Here is a 26,140-nt window from a genome sequence, read left to right as displayed (position 1 = left end):
TGACTCTTCGTGGGTATTGCGAGTGGTAGCCGTCTTCAAGAAAAACGATTCAACACCGAACACACTGCGTTCGTCACGTTTTCCATCAGGCGCCTAAAGGGAAACTCTGCGAAAAAGGCTAAATCCCGAGCAAAGGACGGGCCAACAACGTTTTCGCACAGCAACCTCTTACAAATCCTGCGCAGGTGGCGAGTATATCGGTCGATAGACCCCGCGACGACCACCCGGTTCTGATTTCGACCGTCAATTACGCGCCTCTATGTGCTTTTTCGAACAATTTGCTATGGTGCCGAACCTGTCCAAGCCACCGCCAGCGTTGTTGTGGCGACAGATTCGACTATAAGAGAAGCCCTTGCCATGACCACAGCGCCTTCGAGCCTCGCGCAGCCCGAGCAACCCGCACGACCGTTGACCCGCAATGACTACAAGACTCTGTCGCTGTCCGCCCTTGGCGGGGCGCTGGAGTTCTACGATTTCATCATCTTCGTCTTCTTCGCCACCGTCGTCGGCAAGCTGTTCTTCCCGGCCGACATGCCCGAGTGGCTGCGATTGATGCAGACCTTCGGCATCTTCGCCGCCGGCTATCTGGCGCGTCCTTTGGGCGGCATCGTCATGGCGCACTTCGGTGACCTGCTGGGGCGCAAGAAGATGTTCACCCTGAGCATTTTCATGATGGCCGTGCCGACGCTGATCATGGGCCTGCTGCCGACCTACGCGCAGATCGGCATCTGGGCGCCGATCCTGTTGCTGCTGATGCGGGTGATCCAGGGCGCCGCTATTGGCGGTGAGGTGCCGGGAGCGTGGGTCTTCGTTTCCGAACACGTACCGCAAAAGCACATCGGTTATGCCTGCGGCACGCTCACCAGCGGCCTGACTGCCGGCATCCTCCTCGGCTCGCTGGTCGCCACTGCGATCAACAGCATTTATACGCCAGCCGAAGTGTCGGATTACGCCTGGCGGATTCCGTTCCTGCTCGGCGGCGTGTTCGGCCTGTTCTCTGTGTACCTGCGCCGCTGGCTGCACGAAACTCCGGTGTTCGCCGAACTGCAATTGCGCAAGGCACTGGCCGAAGAAGTGCCGTTGCGCGCGGTGCTGCGTGATCATCGCGGCGCCATCGCCATTTCGATGCTGCTGACCTGGCTGCTCTCGGCTGGCGTTGTCGTAGTGATCCTGATGACCCCGACCGTGCTGCAAACGGTCTACCACTTCTCGGCGACCACGGCGCTGCAAGCCAACAGTCTGGCGATCGTCTTCCTCAGCCTCGGCTGCATTGGTGCCGGCGCGTTGGCTGATCGCTTCGGCGCCGGTCGCGTCTTCGTCTTTGGCTGCCTCGGTCTGCTGATCAGCTCCTGGACCTTCTACCACAGCCTCGCCGACCACCCGGACTGGCTGTTCCCGCTGTACGCATTGACCGGTTTGCTGGTCGGCACCATCGGCGCGGTGCCGTACGTGATGGTCAAAGCGTTCCCGCCGGTGGTTCGCTTCAGTGGCCTGTCGTTCTCGTACAACGTCGCGTACGCGATCTTCGGTGGCCTGACGCCAATGGTGGTGAGCCTGCTGCTGAAGGAAAGTGCAATGGGGCCTGCCTACTATGTGGCAGTGCTGTGCGGGATGGGGATTGTGGTAGGTGCGTGGCTCTGGAAGAAGGGGCGTTGATTTTCTCTCCCGCCTGATCGTTCCCACGCTCTGCGTGGGAATGCATCCTGTGACGCTCCGCGTCACGTCTCAAATGCGGACGCAGAGCGTCCATGGCGGCGTTCCCACGCAGAGCGTGGGAACGATATGTCGCGACATGCTGGCCTTTCATCCAATTGTCATATTTCAGCCATAGAGTGTTCACATGGCCTGCTGATACTTGGCCCCGACTTAACACACCCTATCTGCTAGGAGTAAAGCATGAAACTGAAGCGTTTGATGGCGGCAATGACTTTTGTCGCTGCTGGCGTTGCGACTGCCAACGCGTTCGCCGCTGTTGACCCTGCTATCCCGAGCTACACCAAGACCACTGGTGTGTCGGGCAACCTGTCCAGCGTCGGTTCCGATACCCTGGCCAACCTCATGACCCTGTGGGCCGAGAACTACAAAAAAGAATACCCGAACGTCAACATCCAGATTCAGGCTGCCGGTTCTTCCACCGCGCCACCTGCACTCACCGAAGGCACCGCCAACCTGGGCCCGATGAGCCGCAAGATGAAGGACAACGAGCTGCAGGCTTTCGAGCAGAAGTACGGCTACAAGCCGACGGCGATCCCGGTTGCCGTGGATGCTCTGGCCGTGTTCGTGCACAAGGACAACCCGATCAAGCACCTGACCATGGCTCAGGTCGATGCGATTTTCTCCTCGACGCGCCTGTGCGGTGCCAAAGCTGACGTCAAGACCTGGGGTGACCTGGGCGTGACCGGTGACCTGGCCAACAAGCCGGTCCAGCTGTTCGGCCGTAACTCGGTGTCCGGCACCTACGGCTACTTCAAGGAAGAAGCCCTGTGCAAAGGTGACTACAAGCCAAACGTCAACGAACAACCAGGTTCGGCGTCGGTGGTGCAGTCGATCAGCAGCTCGCTTAACGGCGTCGGCTACTCGGGCATCGGCTACAAGACCGCCAGCGTGAAAACCGTAGCCCTGGCCAAGAAAGAAGGCGGCGAGTTCATTGAAGACACCGAAGAAAACGCCCTGAACGGCAAGTATCCGCTGTCGCGTTTCCTCTACGTTTACGTCAACAAAGCCCCGAACAAGCCTCTGGCGCCACTGGAAGCCGAGTTCGTGAAGCTGGTGCTGTCGAAACAGGGCCAGGAAGTGGTAGTGAAAGACGGCTACATCCCGCTGCCTGCCAAGGTTGCTGCCAAAGCACTGGCTGACCTCGGTCTGCAAGAAGGCGGCGCTGTCGCCAAGAAGTAACACCGCAGATCCGGGGCAACCCCCCGGACCTGCTGGAACCGTGTAGGAGCTGACGAGTGAAACGAGGCTGCGATCTTTTGATCTGGCCTCTGATCGCAAGATCAAAAGATCGCAGCCTCGGTTCCCTCGACAGCTCCTGCACAGGTTTCACAACCTCGAATTCTCGACTCCGCTGCCGGACTTCCGGCTGGCGGATTTGCTGCGTCACTGCACTGTCATCTTTCTGTCATACAGGATCGCTAGGGTGTGCGCATGAATGATCTGGCCAATTCCCCAATGACTACGTCTTCCCCTCCCAAGCGCATTGATTTCAATACGCCTGAGCTGCAACGCAAGCGCCGCATCCGCGCGCTCAAGGATCGCTTCACCCGTTGGTACGTCCTCGTTGGCGGCCTGGCGGTGCTCGCGGCCATCACCCTGATCTTCTTCTTCCTCGCCTACGTCGTTGCGCCACTGTTTCAAGGCGCCGACCTGACCGCGAAAGACTCGATCACCCCGGCCTGGATGCAGGACGCGGGCAAGCCGCTGATGATCTCGCTCGAAGAGCAGAATCAGGTGGCCATGCGTGTATCCGACAAGGGCCAGGCGCTGTTCTTCGATCTCGACAGTGGCGCTGAATTGAGGCGTGTCGATCTGCCGCTGCCTGCGGGCGCCACTGTGACGTCTATTGGCGAAGACCAGCCGGGTCATCCGCTGGTGGCCGTGGGTCTGTCCAACGGTCAGGCGCTGGTGTTCCGTCATACCTATAAAGTCAGCTATCCCGATGGCAAGAAAACCATCAGCCCGGCCATCGAATATCCCTATGGCGAGGCGCCAATTGCGCTGAACGAAAGCGGCGGCGCGCTGGAGCATGTCAGCCTCAACGCCACCGACTCGACGCTGATGCTGGTCGGCTCCACTGGCTCGCAACTCAATGTGCTGTCGCTGACCAGCGAAGAAAACATGATGACCGGCGAAGTCACCAACGAGCAGACGCGCATCGATCTGCCGCAGATGACCGAGCCGGTGAAAAACATCTTCGTCGACCCGCGCCAGCAGTGGCTGTACGTGGTCAACGGTCGTGCTCAGGCCGACGTGTTCAGCCTGCGCGACAAGAGCCTCAACGGGCGCTACAAACTGCTGGAAAACGCTGACGCCCAAGTCACTGCCACCGCGCAGCTGGTCGGCGGTATCTCGCTGATCGTCGGCGATTCCAAGGGCGGTCTGGCCCAGTGGTTCATGGCTCGCGATACCGATGGCGAGCAGCGTCTGAAGCAGATCCGCACCTTCCAGATGGGCACCACGCCGATCGTTGAAATCGCTGCCGAAGAACGCCGCAAAGGCTTCCTCGCCCTTGATGCCAGCGGCAAGCTCGGCGTGTTCCACAGCACCGCACACCGCACGTTGCTGGTCGATCAGGTGGTTGAAGGCCAGGGCCTGTTTGGTCTGTCGCCGCGCGCCAACCGGGTGATCGTCGAAGCCGGCGGCAAGCTGCAACCGCTGCTGCTCGACAACCCGCACCCGGAAGTATCGTGGAGCGCGCTGTGGAGCAAGGTCTGGTACGAGAACTACGACGAGCCTAAATACGTCTGGCAATCGACCGCCGCCAACACCGATTTCGAACCGAAACTGAGCCTGTCGCCGCTGACCTTCGGCACCCTGAAAGCCGCGTTCTACGCCATGCTGCTGGCCGCGCCACTGGCCGTCGCTGCGGCGATCTACACCGCGTACTTCATGGCGCCGGGCATGCGCCGCAAGGTCAAACCGGTGATCGAGCTGATGGAAGCGATGCCGACGGTGATCCTCGGTTTCTTTGCCGGCCTGTTCCTCGCGCCGTACGTAGAAGGCCATCTGCCGGGCATCTTCAGCCTGCTGATGTTGCTGCCGATCGGCATTCTGGTCGCCGGTTTCACCTTCAGCCGCCTGCCCGAGTCGATCCGCCTGAAAGTCCCGGACGGCTGGGAAAGTGCGCTGCTGATTCCGGTGATCCTGTTTGTGGGCTGGCTCTCGCTCTACATGAGCCCGTTCATGGAGAACTGGTTCTTCGGCGGCGACATGCGCATGTGGATCTCCCATGACCTGGGCATCACTTACGACCAGCGCAACGCTCTGGTGGTCGGTCTGGCCATGGGTTTCGCGGTGATCCCGAACATCTACTCGATCGCCGAAGACGCCGTGTTCAGTGTGCCGCGCGGCCTGACCCTGGGTTCGCTGGCCCTGGGTGCGACGCCATGGCAGACCATGACCCGCGTGGTGATCCTGACCGCAAGCCCGGGCATCTTCTCGGCGCTGATGATCGGCATGGGCCGTGCGGTCGGCGAAACCATGATCGTGCTGATGGCCACCGGCAACACCCCGGTCATGGAGATGAACCTGTTCGAAGGCCTGCGCACCCTGGCCGCCAACGTCGCGGTGGAAATGCCCGAGTCGGAAGTCGGCGGCAGCCACTACCGCGTGCTGTTCCTCTCGGCGCTGGTGCTGCTGCTGTTCACCTTCGTCATGAACACCCTGGCAGAACTGATTCGTCAGCGTCTGCGCAAGAAATACTCGTCGCTTTAAGCAAAGGTAGAAGTCTGTGAAACAGAACTCCCTGAAAGGATGGTTCAAGAGCGGCGCCCCGGGCGTCTGGATCAGCGGTGGCGCGGTGTCCATCGCGGTCATCATGACCATTGGTCTGTTGGCGGTGATTGCCGTGCGCGGTCTCGGTCACTTCTGGCCGGCGGACCTGATCCACGCGCATTACGACGTACCGGGCCAGGCCAATCACCTGGTGATCGGCGAAGTGGTGCAGAAAGAAGAAGTGCCGCGCGCACGTCTGAAGAGCGCCGGTCTGCCGGTGCCGGACGAAGGTCCGGAATTCATGACCCGCGAGCTGATCAAGGTCGGCAACCGTGACCTGAACGGCAACGACTTCACCTGGATCGTCGGCGAGTGGCTGACCAAGCAGACCACACCGCCAGAATTGATGGCGATCGAGCGTCGCGAGTGGGGCAACTTCTACGGCTACCTGGTCAACGTCAAACAGGACGGCAAGGTCATCGCCGAAGGCGAGGCCGCTTGGCCTGAACTGCAAGCGCGCATCGATCGGGTGAACGATCTTGCGGCTCAACTGAAGACGCTGGAAAAAACCGACATCGGCGCAATCAATGCCGGCCTCGAGCGAATCCGTCTGCACGGGCGCAAACTGGAGCTGGAGGGCAAACTCGACGCCACCGCACAAGCGGACATGGAGTCCGAGCGCGCCGAGCTGGACGCGCGCTACAAAGACATCGAAGCACGTCTGTCTGATTTGCATGCACAGTTCAACCGCGACGCCTTGACCGCCCGTGACGCCAACGGCAAGGAAATCGAAATCGGTCTGGGCAAAGTCGTGCATGCCTACCAGCCAAACGGCATGAGCACCTTGACCAAGGTTGGTTTCTACTTCAGCAAGATCTGGGAATTCCTCTCCGACGACCCGCGTGAAGCGAACACCGAAGGCGGGATCTTCCCGGCGATCTTCGGCACTGTGATGATGACCCTGATCATGGCGATGATCGTTACACCGTTCGGCGTGCTGGCAGCGGTGTACCTGCGCGAATATGCCAAGCAGAACACCCTGACTCGCGTCATTCGTATCGCGGTGAACAACCTCGCCGGCGTACCGGCGATCGTTTACGGCGTGTTCGGTCTGGGCTTCTTCGTCTACGTGCTGGGTGGTTCGGTCGACCGCTTGTTCTTCCCTGAAGCACTGCCGGCGCCGACCTTTGGTACGCCGGGCCTGCTCTGGGCCTCGCTGACCCTGGCGCTGCTGGCAGTGCCGGTGGTGATTGTGGCGACCGAAGAAGGTCTGGCGCGGATTCCTCGTACCGTGCGTGAAGGCTCGTTGGCCCTCGGCGCGACCAAAGCGGAAACGCTGTGGAAAATCGTTATCCCGATGGCCAGCCCGGCCATGATGACCGGGATGATCCTCGCCGTGGCCCGTGCCGCCGGTGAAGTGGCGCCGCTGATGCTGGTGGGTGTGGTGAAACTGGCGCCGTCGCTGCCGGTGGACGGCAACTACCCGTACCTGCACCTGGACCAGAAGATCATGCACCTGGGCTTTCACATTTACGACGTCGGCTTCCAGAGCCCCAACGTCGAAGCAGCCCGCCCGCTGGTGTACGCCACCGCGCTGCTGCTGGTGCTGGTGATCGCGACGCTGAACCTGTCGGCGGTGTATATCCGCAACCACCTGCGCGAAAAATACAAAGCACTGGATAGCTGATTTTGCAGCACTGATTTTTATGTGGGAGCGAGCCTGCTCGCGAAGGCATCACCGCGGTTTCATAGACAAACCGCAGCGCCTGAATCGCGAGCAGGCTCACTCCTACAAAACCGGACCGAATTTGTTAGCACAGGGAGCCTCCCATGCAGCACGAAACACACAGCCACGGCATCAACATGTCTGCCCTGGGCCGCGACAAGCAGAGCCTCAACCTGGCGCAGGAAACCGTCGCCATCGAAGTGCCGGGCCTGAGCCTGTACTACGGCGACAAACAGGCACTGTTCGACGTCAGCATGAACATCCCGAAGCAGCGTGTGACCGCGTTCATCGGCCCGTCCGGCTGCGGTAAGTCGACGCTGCTGCGTACCTTCAACCGGATGAACGATCTGGTCGACGGATGCCGTGTCGAGGGCGCGATCAACCTGTACGGCAACAACATCTATCGCAAGGGCGAAGACGTTGCCGAACTGCGTCGTCGCGTCGGCATGGTGTTCCAGAAGCCCAACCCGTTCCCGAAGACCATCTACGAAAACGTGGTCTATGGCCTGCGCATCCAGGGCATCAACAAGAAGCGCATCCTCGACGAAGCCGTTGAATGGGCGTTGAAAGGCGCGGCATTGTGGGACGAGGTCAAAGACCGTCTGCACGACTCGGCCCTCGGCCTGTCCGGCGGTCAGCAACAGCGTCTGGTGATCGCGCGCACCATCGCGGTCGAGCCGGAAGTGCTGCTACTCGACGAACCGTGCTCCGCTCTGGACCCGATCTCGACGCTGAAAGTCGAAGAGCTGATCTACGAGCTGAAATCCAAGTTCACCATCGTCATCGTGACCCACAACATGCAACAGGCGGCGCGGGTGTCCGACTACACCGCGTTCATGTACATGGGCAAACTGGTGGAATTCGGCGACACCGATACTCTGTTCACCAATCCGGCGAAGAAGCAGACCGAAGACTACATCACCGGTCGCTATGGCTGATTGGAGCAGCTGCACGCCGCAAGCTTCAAGCGGCAAGAAATAATTGGTGCGATATCAGGACTTATACATAACTGCTTGAAGCTTGCAGCTTGAAGCTTGCAACTTTCGCGGAGCGAACAATGATTTCCAAAGAAGGCCTTACCCATCACATTTCCGCGCAGTTCAACGCTGAACTGGAGGAAGTGCGCAGTCACCTCCTTGCCATGGGCGGGCTGGTCGAGAAGCAGGTCAACGACGCGGTCACGGCGCTGATCGAGGCCGACTCCGGCCTGGCTCAGCAGGTCCGTGAGATCGACGACCAGATCAACCAGATGGAACGCAACATCGACGAAGAATGCCTGCGCATTCTCGCCCGTCGTCAGCCGGCAGCCTCTGACCTGCGTTTGATCATCAGCATTTCCAAATCGGTGATCGACCTCGAGCGTATCGGCGACGAAGCCACCAAGATCGCCCGTCGTGCCATCCAGCTGTGCGAAGAAGGCGAAGCGCCGCGCGGTTACGTCGAGGTTCGTCACATTGGCGACCAGGTGCGCAACATGGTTCGTGATGCGCTGGACGCCTTCGCGCGTTTCGACGCCGATCTGGCCTTGTCGGTGGCGCAGTACGACAAGATCATCGACCGCGAATACAAAACCGCCCTGCGTGAGCTGGCCACTTACATGATGGAAGACCCGCGCTCTATCTCGCGGGTGCTGAGCATCATCTGGGTCCTGCGTTCACTGGAGCGCATCGGCGATCATGCGCGCAACATCTCCGAACTGGTGATCTACCTGGTGCGCGGCACCGACGTGCGCCACATGGGCCTCAAGCGCATGAAAGAAGAAGTTGAAGGCACAAGCGCTGAAACCGCTAATGTTCCGGGCGAAGCTGACGATAAGTAAGATTGCCTGAGAAAAGCGCCCGGCCCTCTGGCCGGGCGTTTTTGTTTCTGCTTTTCAGAAGCGGATTCGTATTAAAAGCAGCACCCGCGAACGAAAAGTCCCGGCGTGACTGAAGAGTTTTGGCAATGTGCCATCAGCCAGCGTTATGCTTGCCGGGATTTTAATAGGGGTGTTGGATGAGCAAGATCAGTGTGTTGGTCGTGGACGATGCTTCGTTCATTCGTGACCTGGTGAAAAAGTGCCTGCGTAATTACTTCCCGGGGATCCGCACCGAGGACGCCATCAACGGCAAAAAGGCCCAGGCCATGCTGGCCAAAGAGGCTTTCGACCTGGTGCTGTGCGACTGGGAAATGCCGGAAATGTCCGGCCTCGAACTGCTGACCTGGTGCCGCGAGCAGGACAACCTCAAGACCATGCCGTTCGTCATGGTCACCAGCCGTGGTGACAAGGAAAACGTCGTGCAGGCGATTCAGGCCGGCGTATCCGGTTACGTCAGCAAGCCGTTCACCAACGAGCAGCTGCTGACCAAGGTCAAGCAGGCACTGAACAAGGTCGGCAAGCTCGACACCTTGATGAACAGCGCGCCGACCAAGATGAATTCGGCATTCGGCAACGATTCCCTGAGCGCACTGACCGGCGGCAAGCCTGCCGTGGTCGGCGGCGCTGCGGCCAGGCCTGCCGCTGCTGCACCCGCTCCAGCCGCTGCGCCGTCGCGCGGTTTGCTCAACAGCCCGCCAGTTCAGGCGCCCGGTGCATCCAAGGCGCCGGTGGGCGGTCGGGGTCAGGGCCAGTTGCGCCTGCCGAGCGGTACTCAGCAATGCGTGATCAAGGCCTTGAGCATCAAGGAAGCCCTGCTGGTAGTGAAGCGCACCGAAACCCTGCCGCAGATCCTCGACAGCGCCGTGCTCGATCTGGAGCAGGGCGACAACGCCGAGATCGCGCGCCTCAATGGTTACCTGCACGCCATCGTCGCCCACGAGCAGAAAGCCGACAGCGACTGGCTGCAACTGACCTTCCGTTTTGTCGACCAGGATGCGCAGAAGCTCGACTACATCTCGCGCCTGATCGCCCGGGGCACGGCGCAGAAGCATTTCGTACCCGGCGCGTAAGCTTCGTCGCCCGATAGGCCGCCTTCGCGAGCAGGCTCGCTCCCACCCTGGAACGCATTCCAAATGTGGGAGCGAGCCTGCTCGCGAAGGGGCCAGCCAAAACACCACTTGTCTCCCGTGCTCTGATCGTTCCCACGCGCAGCAAAGGAATGCCTCAACCGGACGCTCCGTGTCCTCTGTGCAGGGGACGCAGAGCGTCCCGGGCTGCATCCCCACGCAGAGCGTGGGGACGATCATTTGAAACATCTGTCGACTAGCCTGGTCTGTCTCAGCTGCTAGGCTGATTCCCAGGCCTTCCTTCGACAGACTTTTGCCCATGCTCGCGCGCCTGCTGTTTTTCTGCGGTCTCTGCCTGGCCTCCCAGCTGGCGATGGCCATGACCATCTACAAATCCACCGATGCCAACGGCGTGGTCTCGTACAGCGACCGCCCGAGCAAAGGCGCGAAAGTGTTCGTGTTTCAGGACCGCATGGTCGAGCGCCTCGACCGCCAGGTGTACCTGGACATCAAGAAGCAGAAGGGCGTCGACGTGGTGTTTGCGCGCAACGATCTGTACGCGCCGGTCGAGGTTGCCCTGGCCTTCATCGGCACGAGCAATGTGCGTGGCGCGCCAGCGCAGGCGATCCGTCGCGTGCTGCCACCGCGCAGCAACACGCGGCTGGCGCTGCTGACGGCGATCAGTCGTGACCAGCCGCTGGTATATTCGCCGCAGTTCCAGTATTCGCTGGGCGACCCCGCAGGCACCGCGCAGAGCTATCGCTATCCGCTGCCCTGGCGTGGCGGGCCGTTTCGCCTGAGTCAGGGCGCCAACGGCCAATACAGCCACTACGGGCCGAAGAACCGCTACGCCATGGACATCGCCATGCCGGTGGGCACGCCGATCATCGCTGCGCGAGCGGGAGTGGTGGTCAAGACCGAGAACTCCCAGAGCGGGCGCGGCACCGATGCCTCCGGCAATTTCGTCCGGGTGCTGCACGACGACGGCACCATGGGCGTGTACCTGCACCTGAAACAGGGTTCGGTGAGCGTGCGCGAAGGCCAGCGGGTCAAGGTCGGCAGCCCGCTGGCGCTGTCCGGCAACACCGGCAACAGCAGCGGCCCGCACCTGCATTTCGTGGTGCAGCGCAATACCGGCGAAGGGCTGGTATCCATTCCCTATCAGTTCAACCAGCCGCTGGGGGCGTTGCCCAACTTTGCGTTGGGCAAGCAGTAGGCGCGATAGGGTGTTGAGGGTTCTTGTGGCGAGGGGATTTATCCCCGTTGGGCCGCGAAGCGGCCCCAAATATTGCAACTCTGTACTAACTGACTGCATTCAATGGTTTTGGGACGGCTGCGCCGTCCAACGGGGATAAATCCCCTCGCCACAAGAGCCCCCCAAACTCCCATCAATCGAGCATCAACACCTTGGCCAGAACAATCTTCGGCCCTTTCATCTTCTTGATGATGATGCGCAGGCCTTCGACTTCCAGCACTTCTTCCTCTTCCGGCACCCGTTTCAGGGTTTCGTAAACCAGCCCGGCAAGGGTTTCCGCTTCGATGTGATCGAGATCGATGCCCAGCAGACGTTCGACCTTGAACAACGGCGTATCGCCACGCACCAGCAGCTTGCCTGGCTGATAGGCGAGAATGCCGCGCTCTGCCTTGCGGTGTTCGTCCTGAATGTCGCCGACCAGCACTTCCAGCACGTCTTCCATGGTCAGGTAGCCGATGATGTTGCCGTCAGCCTCTTCGACCACGGCGAAGTGCGAGCCACCCTTGCGGAACTGCTCCAGCAGCTGCGAAAGCGGCATGTGCCGCGACACGCGCTCCAGCGGGCGGGTCAGCTCGGCCAGGTTGAACGACTCTGGAATGTGGTCCAGCGCGGCCAGTTCCAGCAGCAGATCCTTGATGTGCAGCAGGCCGACGAACTCCTGGCGCTCGCTGTCGTACACCGGATAACGGCTGAACTTGTGGCGACGGAACATCGCCAGGATTTCCTTCAGCGGCGCGTTGAACTCCAGGGTGATCAGGTCTTCGCGGGAGTTGGCCCAGTCGACCACTTCCAGCTCGCCCATTTCCACCGCCGAAGCCAACACGCGCATGCCCTGATCGCTCGGATCCTGGCCACGGCTGGAGTGCAGGATCAGTTTCAGTTCTTCGCGGCTGTAATGGTGTTCATGGTGCGGGCCGGGTTCACCTTGCCCGGCGATACGCAAAATCGCGTTGGCGCTGGCATTGAGCAGGTAGATCGCCGGGTACATCGCCCAGTAGAACAGGTACAGCGGCACCGCCGTCCACAGCGACAAAAGCTCGGGTTTGCGGATCGCCCACGACTTGGGCGCCAGCTCGCCGACCACGATGTGCAGGTACGAAATGATGAAGAACGCGGTGAAGAACGACACGCCTTTGATGATCTCGGGCGAGTCGACGCCGACTGCGCTCAGCAGCGGCTCGAGAATATGCGCGAACGCCGGTTCACCGACCCAGCCCAGGCCAAGGGAGGCGAGGGTGATGCCGAGCTGACACGCCGACAGGTAGGCATCGAGCTGACTGTGCACGGTGCGCAGGATGTGTCCGCGCCAGCCATGTTGTTCAGCGATGGCCTCGACCCGGGTCGAGCGCAGTTTGACCATGGCGAATTCCGCCGCAACGAAAAAGCCGTTGAGCAAAACCAGGATCAGAGCAAAAAGAATCATGCCGAAGTCGGCAAAAATGGTCGCGAGGGACAAGCCAGGGGAAGGGTCCATGATGGAGTTTTGCGGGTTCCGTGTGATTCGAAATTAGGGAGAAACAGCGCCTGAAAGGCAGGCACAAGTCAGCCAATGTAGCGGCTGACCGTGCGATTGCCTAGTGGCGTGTGCCGGGCGGCATCACTCGGTGGCGCTGATCGCCCGTGCGCTGGCCACTTGGGCCGGGGCGAAATGGCAGGTAAACGTGCTGCCGTGGCCGGGCACGCTGCTGATCTCCATTCGCGCGCGGTGGCGCAGCAGCACGTGCTTGACGATGGCCAGGCCGAGGCCGGTCCCCCCGGTGTTGGAGTTGCGGCTGGAATCGACGCGGTAGAAACGCTCGGTCAGGCGCGGCAGGTGTTTGCTGTCGATACCGATGCCGGAATCCTGCACGCTAAGGTGCGCGCCCTGATCGTCGCCCCACCAGCGAATGCGGATGTTGCCTTCGGCCGGAGTGTACTTGACTGCGTTGAACACCAGATTGGAGAACGCGCTGCGCAACTCCGCTTCGCTGCCCTTGAGCAGCACTCCGGCATTGGCCTCGAGGCTGATGCGCTGGTTCTTTGCCCCGGACAACTGCTGCGCATCGCTGGTGATCGATTGCAGCAAGGTGTCGATCTGCACTGGCTGGTTGTCCGACGGATAGTCGGTGGCTTCCAGCTTGGCCAGCAGCAACAGGTCGTTGAGCAGTGTCTGCATGCGCCCGCCCTGTTGTTGCATCTGTTGCAGGGCTCGGCTCCAGCGCGGGTTCACTTCTTCGACATTGTCCAGCAGGGTTTCCAGATAGCCGCAGATCACCGTGAGCGGTGTGCGCAGCTCGTGGGAGACGTTGGCAATGAAGTCCTTGCGCATCTGTTCCAGCTGATGAATGCGCGTCACGTCGCGGACCAGCATCAGGTGTTCATTGTTGCCGTAGCGGGTCAGGTACAGCTGAATGCGCACGCGATCGTTGGTCGGCGAAGGGATTTCCAATGGCTCGGCGAAGCTGTCCTGCTCGAAGTATTCCTTGAAGCGCGGATGGCGCACCAGGTTGGTCACCGGTTGGCCGCTGTCCTGCGGAGTCTTCAGGCCGAGCAGGGTTTCGGCGGCGCGGTTCCACCATTCGAGATTGCCGTCGCTGTCGAGCATGATGACTGCGTCTTTCAGCGCGGCGGTGGATTCCTGCACCCGGTCGATCACCGCTTGCAGACGCCCGCGCACCCGTTGGTCGCGGCGTTGCAGGTGATAGATGCTGTCGAACACCTCGCCCCACAGACCATAGCCATCGGGCGGCGCTTCGTCGGGTTGGTGCTGGCGCAGCCATTCGTGCAGACGCAGCAATTGCTTGAGCGTCCAGGCCAGATATAGGCCCAGACCCGCCGCGAGGCTCCAGCCGTAATAGCCGGTGATCAGGCCGATCACCAGGCAGGCGGTGACCAGCAACAGCATGTGGCGAATCAGGGTGCCATGCCAGTTTTGATTCACGAGGGCGTCCTTAGCCGCAGCTTCAAGTTTCAAGCCGCAAGCTCCAAGCTAAAACGGATCGGCTTTCACTTGCCGCTTGTAGCTGGAAACTTGCAGCTGCTTTTACGCTTTTGTGGAGAACCGGTAGCCGGTGCCGCGCACGGTTTGTACCAGATTTTCGTAAGCGTCGCCGAGGGCCTTGCGCAGGCGCCGGATGTGCACGTCGACGGTGCGTTCTTCGACGTAGACGTTGCCGCCCCAGACCTGGTCGAGCAACTGGCCACGGGTGTAGGCGCGTTCCTGATGGGTCATGAAGAATTGCAGCAGGCGGTATTCGGTCGGGCCCATCTCGGCGGGTTTGCCGTCGATGGTCACGCGGTGGCTGATCGGGTCGAGCAGCAGGCCGCCGACTTCGATCGGCGCTTCGCCATCGGTCGGTCCAGCGCGGCGCAGCACAGCCTTGAGGCGGGCGACCAGTTCACGCGGGGAAAACGGTTTGGTGATGTAGTCGTCGGCGCCGACTTCCAGGCCCTGGATCTTGTTGTCCTCTTCGCCCTTGGCGGTGAGCATGATGATCGGGATGTCCCCGGTCAGCTCGTCACGCTTGAGGCGCCGTGCCAGTTCGATGCCCGAGGTGCCGGGCAGCATCCAGTCGAGCAGGATCAGGTCCGGCTTGCGGTCGACGATGATGGCGTGAGCCTGCTGCGAGTTCTCTGCCTCGAGGCAGTCATAGCCGGCCATTTCCAACGCCACGGCGATCATTTCGCGAATGGGCGCTTCGTCGTCGACGATCAGAATGCTCCTGCCAACCATGCCTTAATCCTCTTGTCATTTAACTGTCTTGCGCCGCATTAGATAACGGAATTATTGCAGTCGTGTGACAGTATTTCAGGCCCGCAACATTTGCACCCATCCTCGACTAAGCTCTAAGTCCGAATCCTGACAACCACAAAAGAAGGTTTCCATGACTCAGATGACTGCTTCGTTCAAAGCCCTGCTGATGGCCGCCGCCCTGACAATACCGGGGCTGGCCATGGCGGCCGATCCGGCGATGGAGAAGGACGGCATGTACACCGACCACAAGGGCATGACCCTGTACACCTTCGCCAAGGACTCCGCTGGCAAGTCCGCGTGCAACGACAAGTGCGCGGCAAACTGGCCGCCGTTGATGGCGCAGGCGGGTGACAAATCCATGGGCGACTGGACGGTGATCAAGCGTGACGACGGCACGATGCAGTGGGCCTACCAAGGCATGCCGTTGTACACCTTCGTGATGGACAAGAAGGCCGGCGACATGACCGGCGACGGCAAAATGGACGGCGCGTGGAAAGTCGCCAAGGCCAAATAGATGCAACCCAGACGCTGTGGGAGCGAGCCTGCTCGCGAAAACGATGTGTCAGTTATCGCAGAGGTGACTGACATGACGCCTTCGCGAGCAGGCTCGCTCCCACAGGTGTCATGCATTAGCGCAGTGCGTAATCCAGCACGATCCCGACAAATATCGCCAACCCTGCCCAGTGGTTGTGCAAAAAGGCCTGGAAGCAGCGCATGCGGTCCTTGCTGCGTGTGTACCAGAACTCCCACGCATAACATCCCGCAGCTACCAGCAAGCCGAGGTGGAACCAGATCCCCAGTTCGAACTTCGATCCGGCCAGGATCAGGCAGGCCAGCGACAATGCCTGCAAGCTGAGGATGATCACCCGATCCGCCTCGCCAAACAGAATCGCCGTGGATTTCACGCCGATCTTCAGATCGTCATCACGATCGGTCATCGCGTAATAAGTGTCGTAGCCCACCGTCCACAGCAGGTTGGCAATCCACAGCAGCCACGCCGCCGCTGGCAACTCGCCGGTCTCGGCGGTAAAGGCCATCGGCATACCCCAGGAGAACGCCGCGCCCAGTACCACTTGCGGGTAGTAGGTGTAGCGCTTCATGAACGGATAAGTGAACGCCAGCGCCAGACCGCCGAGCGACAGCCAGATCGTCGGCGCATTGGTGCACAGCACCAGCAGAAAACTGATGCCCATCAGCACGGCAAAGAACACCAGCGCTTCCTTGGAGCTGATCCGGCCAGCGGCGAGCGGCCGTTGCGCGGTGCGTTTGACGTGGCCGTCGACCTTGCGGTCGGCCCAGTCGTTGATCACGCAACCACCGGCACGGGTCAGCACCACGCCGAGGACGAAGATGACGATGTTGGCCAGCGACGGCGAACCCTTGCCGGCAATCCACAACGCCCACAGCGTCGGCCACAGCAGCAGGTAAATGCCGATCGGCTTGTCCATGCGCGTCAACTGAACGAAATCCCAGGCGCGCGGGTTCAGACGGTTGAGGGACTTGAGCAGGCTTTGATACATCAGCAGTTCTCCGGATGGGCGCGGGCGGCGTCCCACAGGCTCGGCAGGAAGATTTCCGCGACCAGCACGCTCAGCGCGCCACGGTCGAAACGCGAACGCCGGCCCCACAGGTCAGGGGCTTGCACCGCTGGCGGCAACCATTGTTCGGGGTAGCGGCAGACTTCGATCGCGCGGCGCTGGAACGCCTGATCACAAAACAGCAGTTCACCCAGCGAGCGGCTGCCCAGTTCATCCATGTGCAAACCATCGCCTTGCAGAGCCGCCCGCGAGGCGACGCTGCGGGCAAACACCCAGGCTTCGCCATGACCACGCAAATACACCTCACGCACCCAGCCTTCGCTGCCCTCGGCCAGATCCAGCGCCGCGCATTCATCAGCGCGCAGGGTGTCCCAGCCTTCGAACAGCGGCGACACGCTGAAGCCATCCTCGGACAAACGGGTCAAACGGCGGGTCAGCGAACCTTCGTCGAACAACCAGTCCAGGGTCAACGGATCGGGGCGGGGCGTCAGGCGGTCTTGGGTCAGCCAGAGCGGGGCGGGGCAGGCATTTGAATGTTGCACAATGAGTCATTATTGGCCGCAAATGAGGCGGCGAGCTTACCATGGCAGGCGACAGGATTGAGCGGCGCCGGCCGCCGTTGCGCCGAACAGGCTTGCATCTGCGCGGCACCCTCAGTACAAAACGCCCTGAGCAGGATGGCAGCGCAACACCCATCGACCGTCCGCGCCGGCACTACGCCTGAACCCTGAGGAAGTACCTGAATGAAGAAGTGGCAATGTATCGTCTGTGGCCTGATCTATAACGAAGCCGAGGGCTGGCCGGATGACGGCATCGCGGCGGGCACCCGCTGGGAAGACGTACCGGCAGACTGGCTGTGTCCCGACTGCGGCGTCGGCAAAATGGACTTCGAAATGATTGAAATCAACTAAGCAAATAGAGGAGTAAGGCATGAGCGCACCAGTCGTCATCATCGGCACCGGGCTTGCGGGCTACAACCTGGCCCGCGAGTTTCGCAAGCTCGACAGCGAAACCCCGCTGCTGCTGATCACCGCCGATGACGGCCGCTCTTACTCCAAGCCGATGCTCTCCACCGGCTTCGGCAAGAACAAGGACGCCGACGGCCTGAGCATGGCCGAGCCCGGCGCCATGGCCGAGCAGTTGAAGGCCGAAGTGCGCACCCACACGCGCATCAGCGGTATCGACGCCGGCCACAAACGCTTGTGGATCGGCGAAGAAGCCGTGCCCTATCGCGACTTGATTCTGGCCTGGGGCGCGGAAACCGTGCGTGTGCCGATCGAAGGCGACGGCGGGGAACTGGTGTTCCCGATCAACGATCTGGAAGACTACGCGCGCTTCCGTGCCGCAGCGGCGGGCAAGCGTCGGGTCTTGGTACTCGGCGCCGGGCTGATCGGCTGTGAATTCGCCAATGACCTGATCCTCGGCGGCTACGAAGTGCAACTGGTCGCGCCGTGCGAACAGGTCATGCCAATGCTCTTGCATCCTGCCGCGGCGGCGGCCGTGCAGGCCGGGCTGGAAAGTATCGGGGCGAAGTTTCACCTCGGCCCGGTGCTGACCCGGCTGGAGAAAGTCGCCGATGGCCTGGAAGCGCACCTGTCCGACGGTCAGATCATCCCGTGCGATGTGGTGGTCTCGGCGATCGGTCTGCGCCCGCGCATCGATCTGGCAGCGGCTGCCGGCGTGCAGGTCAATCGCGGCGTGATGGTCGATCGTTACCTGAAGACCTCCCACGCCAACATCTACGCCTTGGGTGACTGCGCCGAAGTCGACGGGCTCAATCTGCTTTACGTGATGCCGCTGATGAGCTGCGCGCGCGCTTTGGCGCAAACCCTCGCTGGAAACCCGACTGCGGTCAGCTACGGGCCGATGCCGATCACCGTGAAAACCCCGGTGTGCCCGCTGGTGGTTTCGCCGCCGCCACGGGGCAGCGAAGGCATTTGGAGCGTCGAAGGGCAGGGCGCCGACATCAAAGCGCTATGCCACAGTGCCGACGGTCAGTTGCTCGGTTACGCCCTGACCGGCGGGGCAGTCATGGAAAAACTGGCCCTGAACAAACAGCTGCCGCCGCTGCTGGCGTAAATGCCGGTCGTTCTGTCGCAAACACCGCTCTTTTGCCCCGACAAAGGTCTTGGGGAGACTGGCGCCGCCGTTGGCGGCGTGCCATTCTCACTCCCGTCTGCCGCAGAGTAGAGCCTGCGGCGCCTTGGGCGCTGTTCCAACGAGAACAGCACGGACATAACAACAAAAAACCGTCAAAGGGGCTTCACTAATGCGTAAACCAGAACTCGCCGCTGCAATCGCCGAAAAGGCAGACCTGACCAAAGAACAGGCCAATCGCGTCCTCAACGCCGTCCTCGAAGAAATCACCGGCGCCCTGCACCGCAAGGACAGCGTGACGCTGGTCGGCTTCGGCACCTTCCTGCAACGCCACCGCGGCGCCCGCACCGGCAAAAACCCGCAGACCGGCGAACCGGTCAAGATCAAGGCCAGCAACACCGTGGCATTCAAGCCAGGCAAATCGTTGAAAGACAGCGTCAATCCTTGATGGCGGCGTGCTTCCCTGAATGACGGGGAGAACCGCAAATGAGAAATGGGCACACCGATTGCGGTCGGGTGCCCATTTTTTGTACATCTACCATCCGTCCGGATACTTAATGATTATCCATAGGTAGCCAAAACCATATGGGCAAAATCTCTCTTGCTTAATTTTTGCTCGGTATTTTGATGGAGATATGCACGCCATGCGGATTCAAGCATGGCCCCGTCGAATTCTCCGTCCGTAGCGATATATGTAGTGGCGTCGTCCTTTACAGCTTGCACATAGTGCTTCGAAAGGCTTTTGATTTCTTCCGACGTCGTATAAAACGGCACGGTTGTTGTGAAGAGCAACATAGCCCCCGTTGATGATAAAGGGCCTTTAAACAGGCAAATTTTTGCAATGCACATTTCAGCCGAAACAGAGGTGCTGATAAAAAGCAAAATTAAGGCTGGAATCGTGATCCGTTTTTTGAAAAAGCTAGTGCCCATGTCTAATTGAACTCCTTGTCCTTAATTGCGCCGCCAAGCGCACTGCATGTCTTTTTGAGTCGAGAAAGGATTACGTCAGAGCGCTACACAATCGAATCAATATCCAGATGAAACGGCGCGCCAACTGTATGCCCACCGGTCATCGCGGCGATAGCGGCGTCGTGGTCTTCAGCGGCTGGCGGGATCATCGCCAGTTGCTCCTGAACCAGGTTTTCAGGATGGGCGTTCCAGCGCAGCAGACCTTCCTCGACCCATTCGGGCTGGTCGGCATAGCTGCCGTAAACGTCGACCTCGGTGACCCGTTGACTGCGCAGCGCTGTCAGGCGGGCCATGGTCATGCTGATCTTGTCTATTTCCTGATTGAGCATCAGCGTCTTGTGCGCGCGCTCCTGCTCTCGCACGTAAGAACGGTGGTTGTTTTGCAGATCGCGCTTAACGGCCCGCAGCTGTTGCTGAATATTCTCCAGGGCGCTGCTGATCCATTCGTATTCGCGATTGGTCACCAGCGAACGCTTGAGCTGCAGTGCTTCCTGCCAACGGCGCAAGCTGGCCCAGCAGCCGGGGATGTAGCTGCCGACCATTGAGTGGTGACCCCGGTCGAACAACTGCCGCAGAAACGATCCGCGTTCGGGCAAGCCGTTGGTAGCGCGCAGGGCCTTGGCGCAGCCGTGATCGACGATCGTGCTGCAACCCGGCTCCCAGAGAAGGGAGGATCGGTGGTCCTTGTCGAACTCAACGGGCATGAAATGGCGCAAAGCACCGTGATGCCCATAGTCGTCGCCAAAGAAATTGATGATTCCCCAGATCAGCAGGCCGAGGCCGGCGACCGGGGTGAAGCTCAGCACCACGGCGTTGGTTGCGTACATCGGCCCAGGCTTGGCAAAGGTGTTCATCCAGGTCGCCGGCACGCTCGGTACCGGATCGTTCTGATTGACGATGCGGTGATGCACCAGCGATCTGGCGCTTTCGATGAAGGTGGTGTCGCCGGCGCGGGGGGCGCCGTAGGTGTAGAGCACGATTTGCGGGGAGAACTCCAGGTTGCGTCTCAGCATCTCGGACAGGATCAGTGCAACTGCACCGCCCAGACTGTGACCCGTGATCAGCAGCTTTTGCCCGCTGTAGAATTTTTCCAGATAAGTCACGATAAATGGATAAGCCGCCAAAGCGCCACCGTAGAAACCGCGGTGCACTTTGCCTTCGCCTTCGGCAAAGGGAACCTGATAGGCATCGCCGTCACGCCGGCCGTCGGGCCAGATCTCACTGGTACCGCGTACGCTGATCAGGATCAGTTCGTCGTGGTGGCAGATAAAGGCCTGGGTATCAGTACTGTTGTCTTTGTTACGGTCATCGAGACAGTGCAACTTGGCCGGGTGTTCTTGTTCGTCGCCCAACGCGGGGTCATTCACTTCGGGGTAAAGGTTCGGGTCGAACGGCACCACCTCCAGGCGTTTCGAATACGGCACGTCTTCGTACAGTGGGTAGTATTTCTGCGTTTGCGAGTCATCGACCTTCCACAACTCATCGAACTGCGGTAGCGCGTGGCCGAACCAGTTGCTGCTGCTGGGCTGTAGCGGAAAGCTTACCGTGTCGGTCTGCACCGGTTGAGTGTTGGGTTGCTGTCCGAAATCGGTGTAGCTCAGCGTCGCCATCACCGACAGCTGATAAAGGTTAAGCGCGCAGAACGCTTCGCCTGTCGACAGCATTGGCCGTAGCGCTCTCATCGGACGTACTTCCAGCACATGATGTTTGTTCGGCAGCAGCGCGACGCCTTTGGGCGGTGGCGGGGAAAACCCCAGTTCGACGGTGGCCATCTCCGCCGCACTCAAGATGGTGTGCAGTCCGCCATCCGCACAAGTTTTATCGACGAGCGTGAAGTCTCGGGACTTCGCCGCCGATCGCATGAGCTTGTGCGCCGCCCTTTTCGGAGGGTCGCGACGAGCAGCCAGCGGCGGCAGGTGGGCGATGTGTTTTACCAGTTCACTGACTTCGACCTGGCAGTACGCATCGGTTTCGGGCAGGTCCTTGGCCGGATTGGCCTGGGTGCGAGTACCTGTTTTATGGAAGAAGCGGGTCTTTTCGGCGCGGACTTGGAGTTCGGTAATGGGGAGGGGGTAGTCCAGTCTTTTTCTCAAGTCTCGATACAGCGCGTCTGCTCCTTGAAAAGGCTTATTCAGCTTGAGCACTACCGGGCCACAATGGTGGTTGTTTACCTTTGCCCAGCCTTTCGCATCCAGTTTTCCTGTATGAACGGTGTCTTCGTAGTCGGTGATCTCATATGCCAAGCCGGCGTAGGGTGTGCCATCTCCGAACTCATTCACCAATTGAAAACTGGTCGAATGCCCGCGCATCGGGCAGGCGTGGATATCACCTTGCATGAAGGTGGTAACGCTTGTCGGTAAGGATTCAGCGTTCATGGAGTCTCGTCCGTGTTTTCGTTGCAACTTGGATAGATGGTGCAAATCCGTCCATCCACCATTCTGAAGGTGCTGAAGTCTTCATAATTTCCATTGCAATAACCACGCTGGTCCTCATAGCCTTCCCCCATACAGCGCTTCCAGCCACCAGGAACCTGGACCCAAGTGTCCCCCCAACCAGGTTGCTCTTCATTCGCTAGGTTTATTTTCAACCTCACGGTTTTTCCTGGGAGTTGATCCAGTGTGTACGCGCCATGAGGGCGGCTCCGGGCTACATTTCCTTCTTGATCCATTCCTTTACATCTCAACATTTTTATTAGGTTACGCTTGGGGCTGACTGTCCGAAAAAACCACATGCATTCGCCTGTAAACTCACCCAGGCCGTCCTCGTTGAATGTGCCCTTTAGTCGTTCCAGCAACTCTGGACGTACGAAAATCGAGGCGTAGTCCATGCTGAAGTTGCTTCGGCCTTTTCCATAAAAGCCGATGACCTTGATTTCCACTTTGTTGAGCGCCAACGGACAATCGCTGACGGTTTTGTACAACTCGATTTCCGCAGTGCTTACATATTCCATGGTGGGTTTATTGAAGCTCACCCAGAAATCCGGCTTCCCTGGCAAGCGGCAGGTTTCACCCGCTGCGGGCATGTAGATAGCCTTCAGCTCATATTTGAATCCGGGCGGAAAATCCGGAACAAACATAAAGGTGTTCGGGGTCTTCACCGTCGTACAACCCACCAGCAATCCCAGGCAACCACTCAGTATCAACCCTCGTTTCAAGTTCCTCATCGACCTACTTCTCCCTGCCAATACAACGCTTCCTGATATACCCGCTCAAAATGCATCGCCGGATCTTCACCGGGTTTGGGCAGCCATGATTTGCCTGGCCGATATCCCGGTAACTGCAAACTGCGGGTCAGCAAGAAATGCACTTGCTCCGGTTGTTGCCAGCCCCACAAGTGCGTCAGTTGAATCAGGCCCCACAGCCACTCATCGACGTCGAGCTGTTCGGCCAGCGTGGCCATGGCTTCGGTGTGTTCGCCGACCAGGTAACGGCGGGTGTTGTCGAACAGCACGTTGGCGTAGATCAGTTCCGGGGTCGGCGTGTGCAGCCACGGCGGATCCATCGGCAGCGGGTGGTGGCCGGGGTCCGGGTTGTCGATGGCGTTCCATCGTTCTGCGTGCCAATAGCAAACGCTGTTGAATGGCCCGAGAAACGCCGCGCGGTGCTCGGGTTGCAGGTGCGCCAGCGCACGGCCCAGAACCCGGTTGTCATGCACGCGGTACACCGCCTGATTCGGGCGTTCGCCGGTTATCAGGCGCTCGCGCCAATGCGCCGCCAGCAGATCAAGTTCGACGTGACGGGCACTGGCCAGCCAGCCCCAATTGCGCTCGGGCGTGGCGAGCAAGGTCTGGAGGGCGGGATGCTGCGCCGTATCTATCTGCAACAGCAGCGGGCCGGTCGGCACCAGCGACTCGGCCGGCGTGCCGCTGTAGAGCGGACGAAACCGCTCGGTGCCGAGGTCGCGGGTCAACGCAGCGTGCTCTGCCCTTTGGCCGTCGGTGTCGAGCATCAGATACAGTTCGCAGCCGGCGCGGGACTGAGCGTGCAACCATTGTTCGACCGGGCTCATGCGACTTCTCCCAGCTCGCACAGACCCGCCGCGCAGGCTTCGCACAGCGGGCAAAAATCCGCTGCCTGCTGGCGGGCGCTGTTGACGATCGACAGCGGCGTGGCGTTGATCGCAGCTGGCAGGCCGGCCTCAACTTGCAGCGGTTGTAGCGGTGCGAGAGCCGGCAGTGGCGCGCCGCCCTGAACGATGGGCACGCTGCTGAAAATCCCGCCGGCATTGATCACGATGTGATGACCGCCCGCTGACAGCGTCAGGCTCATGCCGGCATCGATCACCACGTTGCTTGCCGTGACATGCGCCTGCTGGCCGGCCTGGATCACCAGAGCGCCCAGGGTCTGGCTGCTGGTGCCGCTGACCTGCAACAAGTCATCGGCGTTGATCACGGTGCTGCGCAGCCCTTGATGAGTGCGCGAATCCCTGCCCTCGATGAGACTGGTGCTGTCATTGCCGACATGCTCATGGCGGTCACGAGTGATCAGGCTGCGGCTGTCGTTGAGGATCAGTTGCTCAAGGTCGCGCTGCGCGCGCAGGTAGATCTTCTCCTGCCCGGCGCGATCCTCGACCGACAGCTCGTTGTAGCCGCCATTGCGCGGTGAGCTCTGGCTGCGTAATACCGTGCGAGTTTTACTCGCCGGCAAGGGATGAGCGACGGCATTGACCTTGTTGGCGACGCAGCCGGTAATCAGCGGTTGGTCCGGGTCGCCTTCCTGGAAGGTCACGACCACTTCCATGTCGACCCGGGGAATGGTCACCGCACCGAATCCGTCACCTGCCCAACTGGACGCTACGCGTAACCAGCAACTGCTTTTTTCGCTGTTGCGTTCAGCGCGATCCCAAGGAAACTCGACACGAACCCTGCCGTATTCATCACAGAAGATCTCTTCTCCGGGAGGCCCGGTAACGCGCGCGGTCTGGCAGACCAGCAAGGGCCTTGGCGCGGGCAAAGGCGGACGGTAAACCACCTCTGCGGGAATGGCCCTGAAGGTATTGCGGTAACCCTGGGAAAAACCATCGGCAGGTTTCGCCTCGCTGCTGAAAGCCTCTTCGAGCACCGCCGGTTGCTTGCCTTCGTGACTGAGACTGACCAGCAGCCACAACTCGTTGCAGTCGGCCCTGGGATGTTCGCTCAGCTCGAACAGGTGACCGCTGCGCAAAATCGGCTGATTGCTTTTGCCTTCAATCCATTGATAGTCGCTGCGATGGCGCTCCAATGCCTGACGCGCCAGCTGTTTGCCGTGCTTCTCGGACTTGATCAGCAGTGGATAGCGATAGTCCTCCAGAGCCGGCGTGAATTCTGCGGTGAAGCGGCTTTCCAGCAGCAGGCTTGGGCGCTTGAGGTCATAGTCGCGGCGGGTGACCGTGCTGGTACGTGTGTTGAAGCCCATGCTCAGGTGGTTGACCACCGGGTGTTCGGCGACCATGCCGCTATCGACCCTGAAGGGTGTGGTGCCCAATTTGCGCGCGAACACCGGGCTGTCGCTGAACACCAGCAAATGCCTGTCGAGCGAATGCTGGTGGTGCCAGGCAATACCCTCTTCGGCGCACAGGCGCTGGATGAACAGGAAGTCGCTTTCGCCGTATTGCGTGCAGTACTCACGAGGCTCACCGGCGGCGACATTGAACGTGAAGTCATCGGCCTGGATGCCATGCCCTTTGAGCACTTGCGCGATGATCTGCGGCACTGTCAGTTGCTGAAAAATCCGCTGGTCGTGGCTCATTTGCAGATAATGCAGCGCCGGTACCAGTGACAGCTCATAGCGGGTCAGGCGCTTTCCCGATTCGCCGAGCATGACATTTTCGATCCGCCCGTGAATGCCTTCGCCCGCTAACCCGAATTGCAGAAAAGCAGGCTGGCTGAGCAGGCTTTCCAGATCGAAATCCGCGTACTCGCTCACCAGCTCGATGCGAAATGCGTACAGCTGACTGATCGCTTCGGTGCCAGTGAACGCGAGCACCTTGAAGTCGTGACGAATGGCCGGGATATGCAGTGAGAATGGCGCGCAGTGGCCTTTGCCGAACATGGGCTTGTCCTTAAGCAAAGTGAGTCAACGCGCGATACCGTCCTCCCTGATCGCCGCGCATGAAAAGTTGCCAAGGCAAGCTAGCGGCGCGGCAAACTAATTGATGTAAGAAGTATCCCTGAAATTTGTCAGAGTATTCCGGTGTGGAAGTCTTGGTTGGGATGCGAGAAGTGTCTGTAGGACGCGGCTCGGATAACTATCGAAGTGCCAGTATTTGCCGGGGGAGTAAAGTTTCAGAATAATGAAATGCCATCATTATAGTGGCACTTTTTGCATTGATCGTTGTCGCTGCAAACTTCTCGATGGAACCCGGTCATTTTAGGAAGTGTCCTACTTCTATTTTTTTTTGAATTTGGCATGCTGCACGCCGCTCGAGGGTGCGGGCGTCAGGTAAACTCGCCCGGCTGCGGCCGAGGCTCTGGGACAATGGTTTGG

Annotated in this window: 22 protein-coding genes; 12 read left to right on the top strand and 10 right to left on the bottom strand. The window is 60.1% G+C overall.

Features of this window, described 5'->3' with window-relative positions; all coding sequences use genetic code 11:
* Nucleotides 1-357: 357 nt before the first annotated feature.
* The 8 genes from AB4N85_RS21350 to AB4N85_RS21315 all read left to right on the top strand — a co-directional run bounded on the left by AB4N85_RS21350 (nucleotide 358) and on the right by AB4N85_RS21315 (nucleotide 11,300).
* Entirely contained in the window at nucleotides 358-1,656 is a 1,299-nt protein-coding gene (locus AB4N85_RS21350; RefSeq protein ID WP_122506251.1) for an MFS transporter, read from the top strand.
* Between the two features lie 240 nt (nucleotides 1,657-1,896).
* Nucleotides 1,897-2,895: a phosphate ABC transporter substrate-binding protein PstS gene (locus AB4N85_RS21345; protein WP_016772480.1), complete on the top strand. Its 999-nt coding sequence runs from the start codon at nucleotides 1,897-1,899 to the stop codon at nucleotides 2,893-2,895.
* 252 nt (nucleotides 2,896-3,147) lie between these two features.
* On the top strand, nucleotides 3,148-5,433 hold the full coding sequence (locus AB4N85_RS21340; RefSeq protein ID WP_024014834.1) for an ABC transporter permease subunit: 2,286 nt from the start codon (nucleotides 3,148-3,150) through the stop codon (nucleotides 5,431-5,433).
* A 16-nt stretch (nucleotides 5,434-5,449) separates the two neighbouring features.
* Nucleotides 5,450-7,120 (top strand): phosphate ABC transporter permease PstA, encoded by a 1,671-nt coding sequence (gene pstA, locus AB4N85_RS21335; protein WP_016772481.1) that lies wholly within the window; start codon nucleotides 5,450-5,452, stop codon nucleotides 7,118-7,120.
* A gap of 143 nt (nucleotides 7,121-7,263) precedes the next feature.
* Nucleotides 7,264-8,097 (top strand): phosphate ABC transporter ATP-binding protein PstB, encoded by an 834-nt coding sequence (gene pstB, locus AB4N85_RS21330; protein WP_041476597.1) that lies wholly within the window; start codon nucleotides 7,264-7,266, stop codon nucleotides 8,095-8,097.
* A 119-nt stretch (nucleotides 8,098-8,216) separates the two neighbouring features.
* Nucleotides 8,217-8,978 carry a phosphate signaling complex protein PhoU gene (phoU, locus tag AB4N85_RS21325; protein ID WP_016772483.1) on the top strand — a complete coding sequence of 254 codons (762 nt, stop codon included), beginning with the start codon at nucleotides 8,217-8,219 and terminating at the stop codon, nucleotides 8,976-8,978.
* Between the two features lie 176 nt (nucleotides 8,979-9,154).
* Entirely contained in the window at nucleotides 9,155-10,087 is a 933-nt protein-coding gene (locus tag AB4N85_RS21320; RefSeq protein ID WP_041476598.1) for a response regulator, read from the top strand.
* Nucleotides 10,088-10,403: 316 nt separating this feature from the next.
* A complete protein-coding gene (locus AB4N85_RS21315; protein ID WP_122506249.1) occupies nucleotides 10,404-11,300 on the top strand; it encodes a peptidoglycan DD-metalloendopeptidase family protein in 897 nt (298 codons plus the stop codon).
* Nucleotides 11,301-11,472: 172 nt separating this feature from the next.
* Here AB4N85_RS21315 and AB4N85_RS21310 read toward each other — a convergent pair whose 3' ends face one another.
* The 3 genes from AB4N85_RS21310 to phoB all read right to left on the bottom strand — a co-directional run bounded on the left by AB4N85_RS21310 (nucleotide 11,473) and on the right by phoB (nucleotide 15,051).
* Nucleotides 11,473-12,813: a hemolysin family protein gene (locus tag AB4N85_RS21310; RefSeq protein WP_016772486.1), complete on the bottom strand. Its 1,341-nt coding sequence runs from the start codon at nucleotides 12,811-12,813 to the stop codon at nucleotides 11,473-11,475.
* Nucleotides 12,814-12,936: 123 nt separating this feature from the next.
* The gene (gene phoR, locus AB4N85_RS21305) at nucleotides 12,937-14,223 is read right to left on the bottom strand and encodes a phosphate regulon sensor histidine kinase PhoR (protein ID WP_221264854.1); all 1,287 of its coding nucleotides are present in this window, start codon (nucleotides 14,221-14,223) and stop codon (nucleotides 12,937-12,939) included.
* 138 nt (nucleotides 14,224-14,361) lie between these two features.
* Complete coding sequence (gene phoB, locus AB4N85_RS21300) at nucleotides 14,362-15,051, bottom strand: phosphate regulon transcriptional regulator PhoB (protein ID WP_007896474.1); 690 nt, start codon at nucleotides 15,049-15,051, stop codon at nucleotides 14,362-14,364.
* Nucleotides 15,052-15,202: 151 nt separating this feature from the next.
* On the opposite strand from phoB, the gene AB4N85_RS21295 reads away from it, so the two are divergent.
* Nucleotides 15,203-15,586: a COG4315 family predicted lipoprotein gene (locus tag AB4N85_RS21295; RefSeq protein WP_056790922.1), complete on the top strand. Its 384-nt coding sequence runs from the start codon at nucleotides 15,203-15,205 to the stop codon at nucleotides 15,584-15,586.
* Between the two features lie 115 nt (nucleotides 15,587-15,701).
* Here AB4N85_RS21295 and ubiA read toward each other — a convergent pair whose 3' ends face one another.
* Nucleotides 15,702-16,592, bottom strand: coding sequence for a 4-hydroxybenzoate octaprenyltransferase (gene ubiA / locus AB4N85_RS21290; RefSeq protein WP_076564596.1), 891 nt, complete (start codon nucleotides 16,590-16,592; stop codon nucleotides 15,702-15,704).
* Nucleotides 16,592-17,152: a chorismate--pyruvate lyase family protein gene (locus AB4N85_RS21285; protein WP_252879118.1), complete on the bottom strand. Its 561-nt coding sequence runs from the start codon at nucleotides 17,150-17,152 to the stop codon at nucleotides 16,592-16,594. Before AB4N85_RS21285 ends, ubiA begins: the two co-directional genes overlap by 1 nt.
* Before the next feature lie 201 nt (nucleotides 17,153-17,353).
* Between AB4N85_RS21285 and AB4N85_RS21280 the strand changes: the two genes are divergently transcribed.
* The 3 genes from AB4N85_RS21280 to AB4N85_RS21270 all read left to right on the top strand — a co-directional run bounded on the left by AB4N85_RS21280 (nucleotide 17,354) and on the right by AB4N85_RS21270 (nucleotide 19,155).
* Nucleotides 17,354-17,521 (top strand): rubredoxin, encoded by a 168-nt coding sequence (locus tag AB4N85_RS21280; RefSeq protein ID WP_041476603.1) that lies wholly within the window; start codon nucleotides 17,354-17,356, stop codon nucleotides 17,519-17,521.
* A 19-nt stretch (nucleotides 17,522-17,540) separates the two neighbouring features.
* Nucleotides 17,541-18,689: an NAD(P)/FAD-dependent oxidoreductase gene (locus AB4N85_RS21275; RefSeq protein ID WP_460059678.1), complete on the top strand. Its 1,149-nt coding sequence runs from the start codon at nucleotides 17,541-17,543 to the stop codon at nucleotides 18,687-18,689.
* Nucleotides 18,690-18,879: 190 nt separating this feature from the next.
* The gene (locus AB4N85_RS21270) at nucleotides 18,880-19,155 is read left to right on the top strand and encodes an HU family DNA-binding protein (RefSeq protein ID WP_003213368.1); all 276 of its coding nucleotides are present in this window, start codon (nucleotides 18,880-18,882) and stop codon (nucleotides 19,153-19,155) included.
* A 113-nt stretch (nucleotides 19,156-19,268) separates the two neighbouring features.
* Here AB4N85_RS21270 and AB4N85_RS21265 read toward each other — a convergent pair whose 3' ends face one another.
* The 5 genes from AB4N85_RS21265 to tssI form a co-directional block, all read right to left on the bottom strand.
* Nucleotides 19,269-19,637 carry a DUF2388 domain-containing protein gene (locus AB4N85_RS21265; RefSeq protein WP_052392119.1) on the bottom strand — a complete coding sequence of 123 codons (369 nt, stop codon included), beginning with the start codon at nucleotides 19,635-19,637 and terminating at the stop codon, nucleotides 19,269-19,271.
* 83 nt (nucleotides 19,638-19,720) lie between these two features.
* Nucleotides 19,721-22,051 (bottom strand): lipase family protein, encoded by a 2,331-nt coding sequence (locus tag AB4N85_RS21260; protein WP_460068379.1) that lies wholly within the window; start codon nucleotides 22,049-22,051, stop codon nucleotides 19,721-19,723.
* Nucleotides 22,048-22,839, bottom strand: a complete 792-nt coding sequence (locus AB4N85_RS21255; RefSeq protein ID WP_252868481.1) for a hypothetical protein — start codon at nucleotides 22,837-22,839, stop codon at nucleotides 22,048-22,050. The genes AB4N85_RS21260 and AB4N85_RS21255 overlap by 4 nt, the downstream gene beginning before the upstream one ends.
* Nucleotides 22,836-23,684 (bottom strand): DUF4123 domain-containing protein, encoded by an 849-nt coding sequence (locus tag AB4N85_RS21250; RefSeq protein WP_252868480.1) that lies wholly within the window; start codon nucleotides 23,682-23,684, stop codon nucleotides 22,836-22,838. Before AB4N85_RS21250 ends, AB4N85_RS21255 begins: the two co-directional genes overlap by 4 nt.
* A complete protein-coding gene (gene tssI, locus AB4N85_RS21245; protein ID WP_252868479.1) occupies nucleotides 23,681-25,705 on the bottom strand; it encodes a type VI secretion system tip protein TssI/VgrG in 2,025 nt (674 codons plus the stop codon). Before tssI ends, AB4N85_RS21250 begins: the two co-directional genes overlap by 4 nt.
* Nucleotides 25,706-26,140: the final 435 nt, after the last annotated feature.

The sequence above is a fragment of the Pseudomonas sp. H1_G08 genome, assembly GCF_054681355.1.
This window is presented reverse-complemented; position numbering and strand designations above follow the sequence as displayed.

Coding starts and splice junctions, on each gene's coding strand:
- phoR (WP_221264854.1), bottom strand. CDS start 14,223: ATGCTGTTGCTGGTCACCGCCTGCCTGGTGATCGGCCTGATCACCGGC.
- AB4N85_RS21280 (WP_041476603.1), top strand. CDS start 17,354: ATGAAGAAGTGGCAATGTATCGTCTGTGGCCTGATCTATAACGAAGCC.
- AB4N85_RS21250 (WP_252868480.1), bottom strand. CDS start 23,684: ATGAGCCCGGTCGAACAATGGTTGCACGCTCAGTCCCGCGCCGGCTGC.
- AB4N85_RS21340 (WP_024014834.1), top strand. CDS start 3,148: ATGAATGATCTGGCCAATTCCCCAATGACTACGTCTTCCCCTCCCAAG.
- tssI (WP_252868479.1), bottom strand. CDS start 25,705: ATGTTCGGCAAAGGCCACTGCGCGCCATTCTCACTGCATATCCCGGCC.
- AB4N85_RS21270 (WP_003213368.1), top strand. CDS start 18,880: ATGCGTAAACCAGAACTCGCCGCTGCAATCGCCGAAAAGGCAGACCTG.
- AB4N85_RS21275 (WP_460059678.1), top strand. CDS start 17,541: ATGAGCGCACCAGTCGTCATCATCGGCACCGGGCTTGCGGGCTACAAC.
- phoB (WP_007896474.1), bottom strand. CDS start 15,051: ATGGTTGGCAGGAGCATTCTGATCGTCGACGACGAAGCGCCCATTCGC.
- AB4N85_RS21255 (WP_252868481.1), bottom strand. CDS start 22,839: ATGAGGAACTTGAAACGAGGGTTGATACTGAGTGGTTGCCTGGGATTG.
- ubiA (WP_076564596.1), bottom strand. CDS start 16,592: ATGTATCAAAGCCTGCTCAAGTCCCTCAACCGTCTGAACCCGCGCGCC.
- AB4N85_RS21320 (WP_041476598.1), top strand. CDS start 9,155: ATGAGCAAGATCAGTGTGTTGGTCGTGGACGATGCTTCGTTCATTCGT.
- AB4N85_RS21295 (WP_056790922.1), top strand. CDS start 15,203: ATGACTCAGATGACTGCTTCGTTCAAAGCCCTGCTGATGGCCGCCGCC.
- AB4N85_RS21260 (WP_460068379.1), bottom strand. CDS start 22,051: ATGAACGCTGAATCCTTACCGACAAGCGTTACCACCTTCATGCAAGGT.
- AB4N85_RS21315 (WP_122506249.1), top strand. CDS start 10,404: ATGCTCGCGCGCCTGCTGTTTTTCTGCGGTCTCTGCCTGGCCTCCCAG.
- AB4N85_RS21350 (WP_122506251.1), top strand. CDS start 358: ATGACCACAGCGCCTTCGAGCCTCGCGCAGCCCGAGCAACCCGCACGA.
- AB4N85_RS21345 (WP_016772480.1), top strand. CDS start 1,897: ATGAAACTGAAGCGTTTGATGGCGGCAATGACTTTTGTCGCTGCTGGC.
- AB4N85_RS21310 (WP_016772486.1), bottom strand. CDS start 12,813: ATGGACCCTTCCCCTGGCTTGTCCCTCGCGACCATTTTTGCCGACTTC.
- AB4N85_RS21265 (WP_052392119.1), bottom strand. CDS start 19,637: ATGGGCACTAGCTTTTTCAAAAAACGGATCACGATTCCAGCCTTAATT.
- pstB (WP_041476597.1), top strand. CDS start 7,264: ATGCAGCACGAAACACACAGCCACGGCATCAACATGTCTGCCCTGGGC.
- phoU (WP_016772483.1), top strand. CDS start 8,217: ATGATTTCCAAAGAAGGCCTTACCCATCACATTTCCGCGCAGTTCAAC.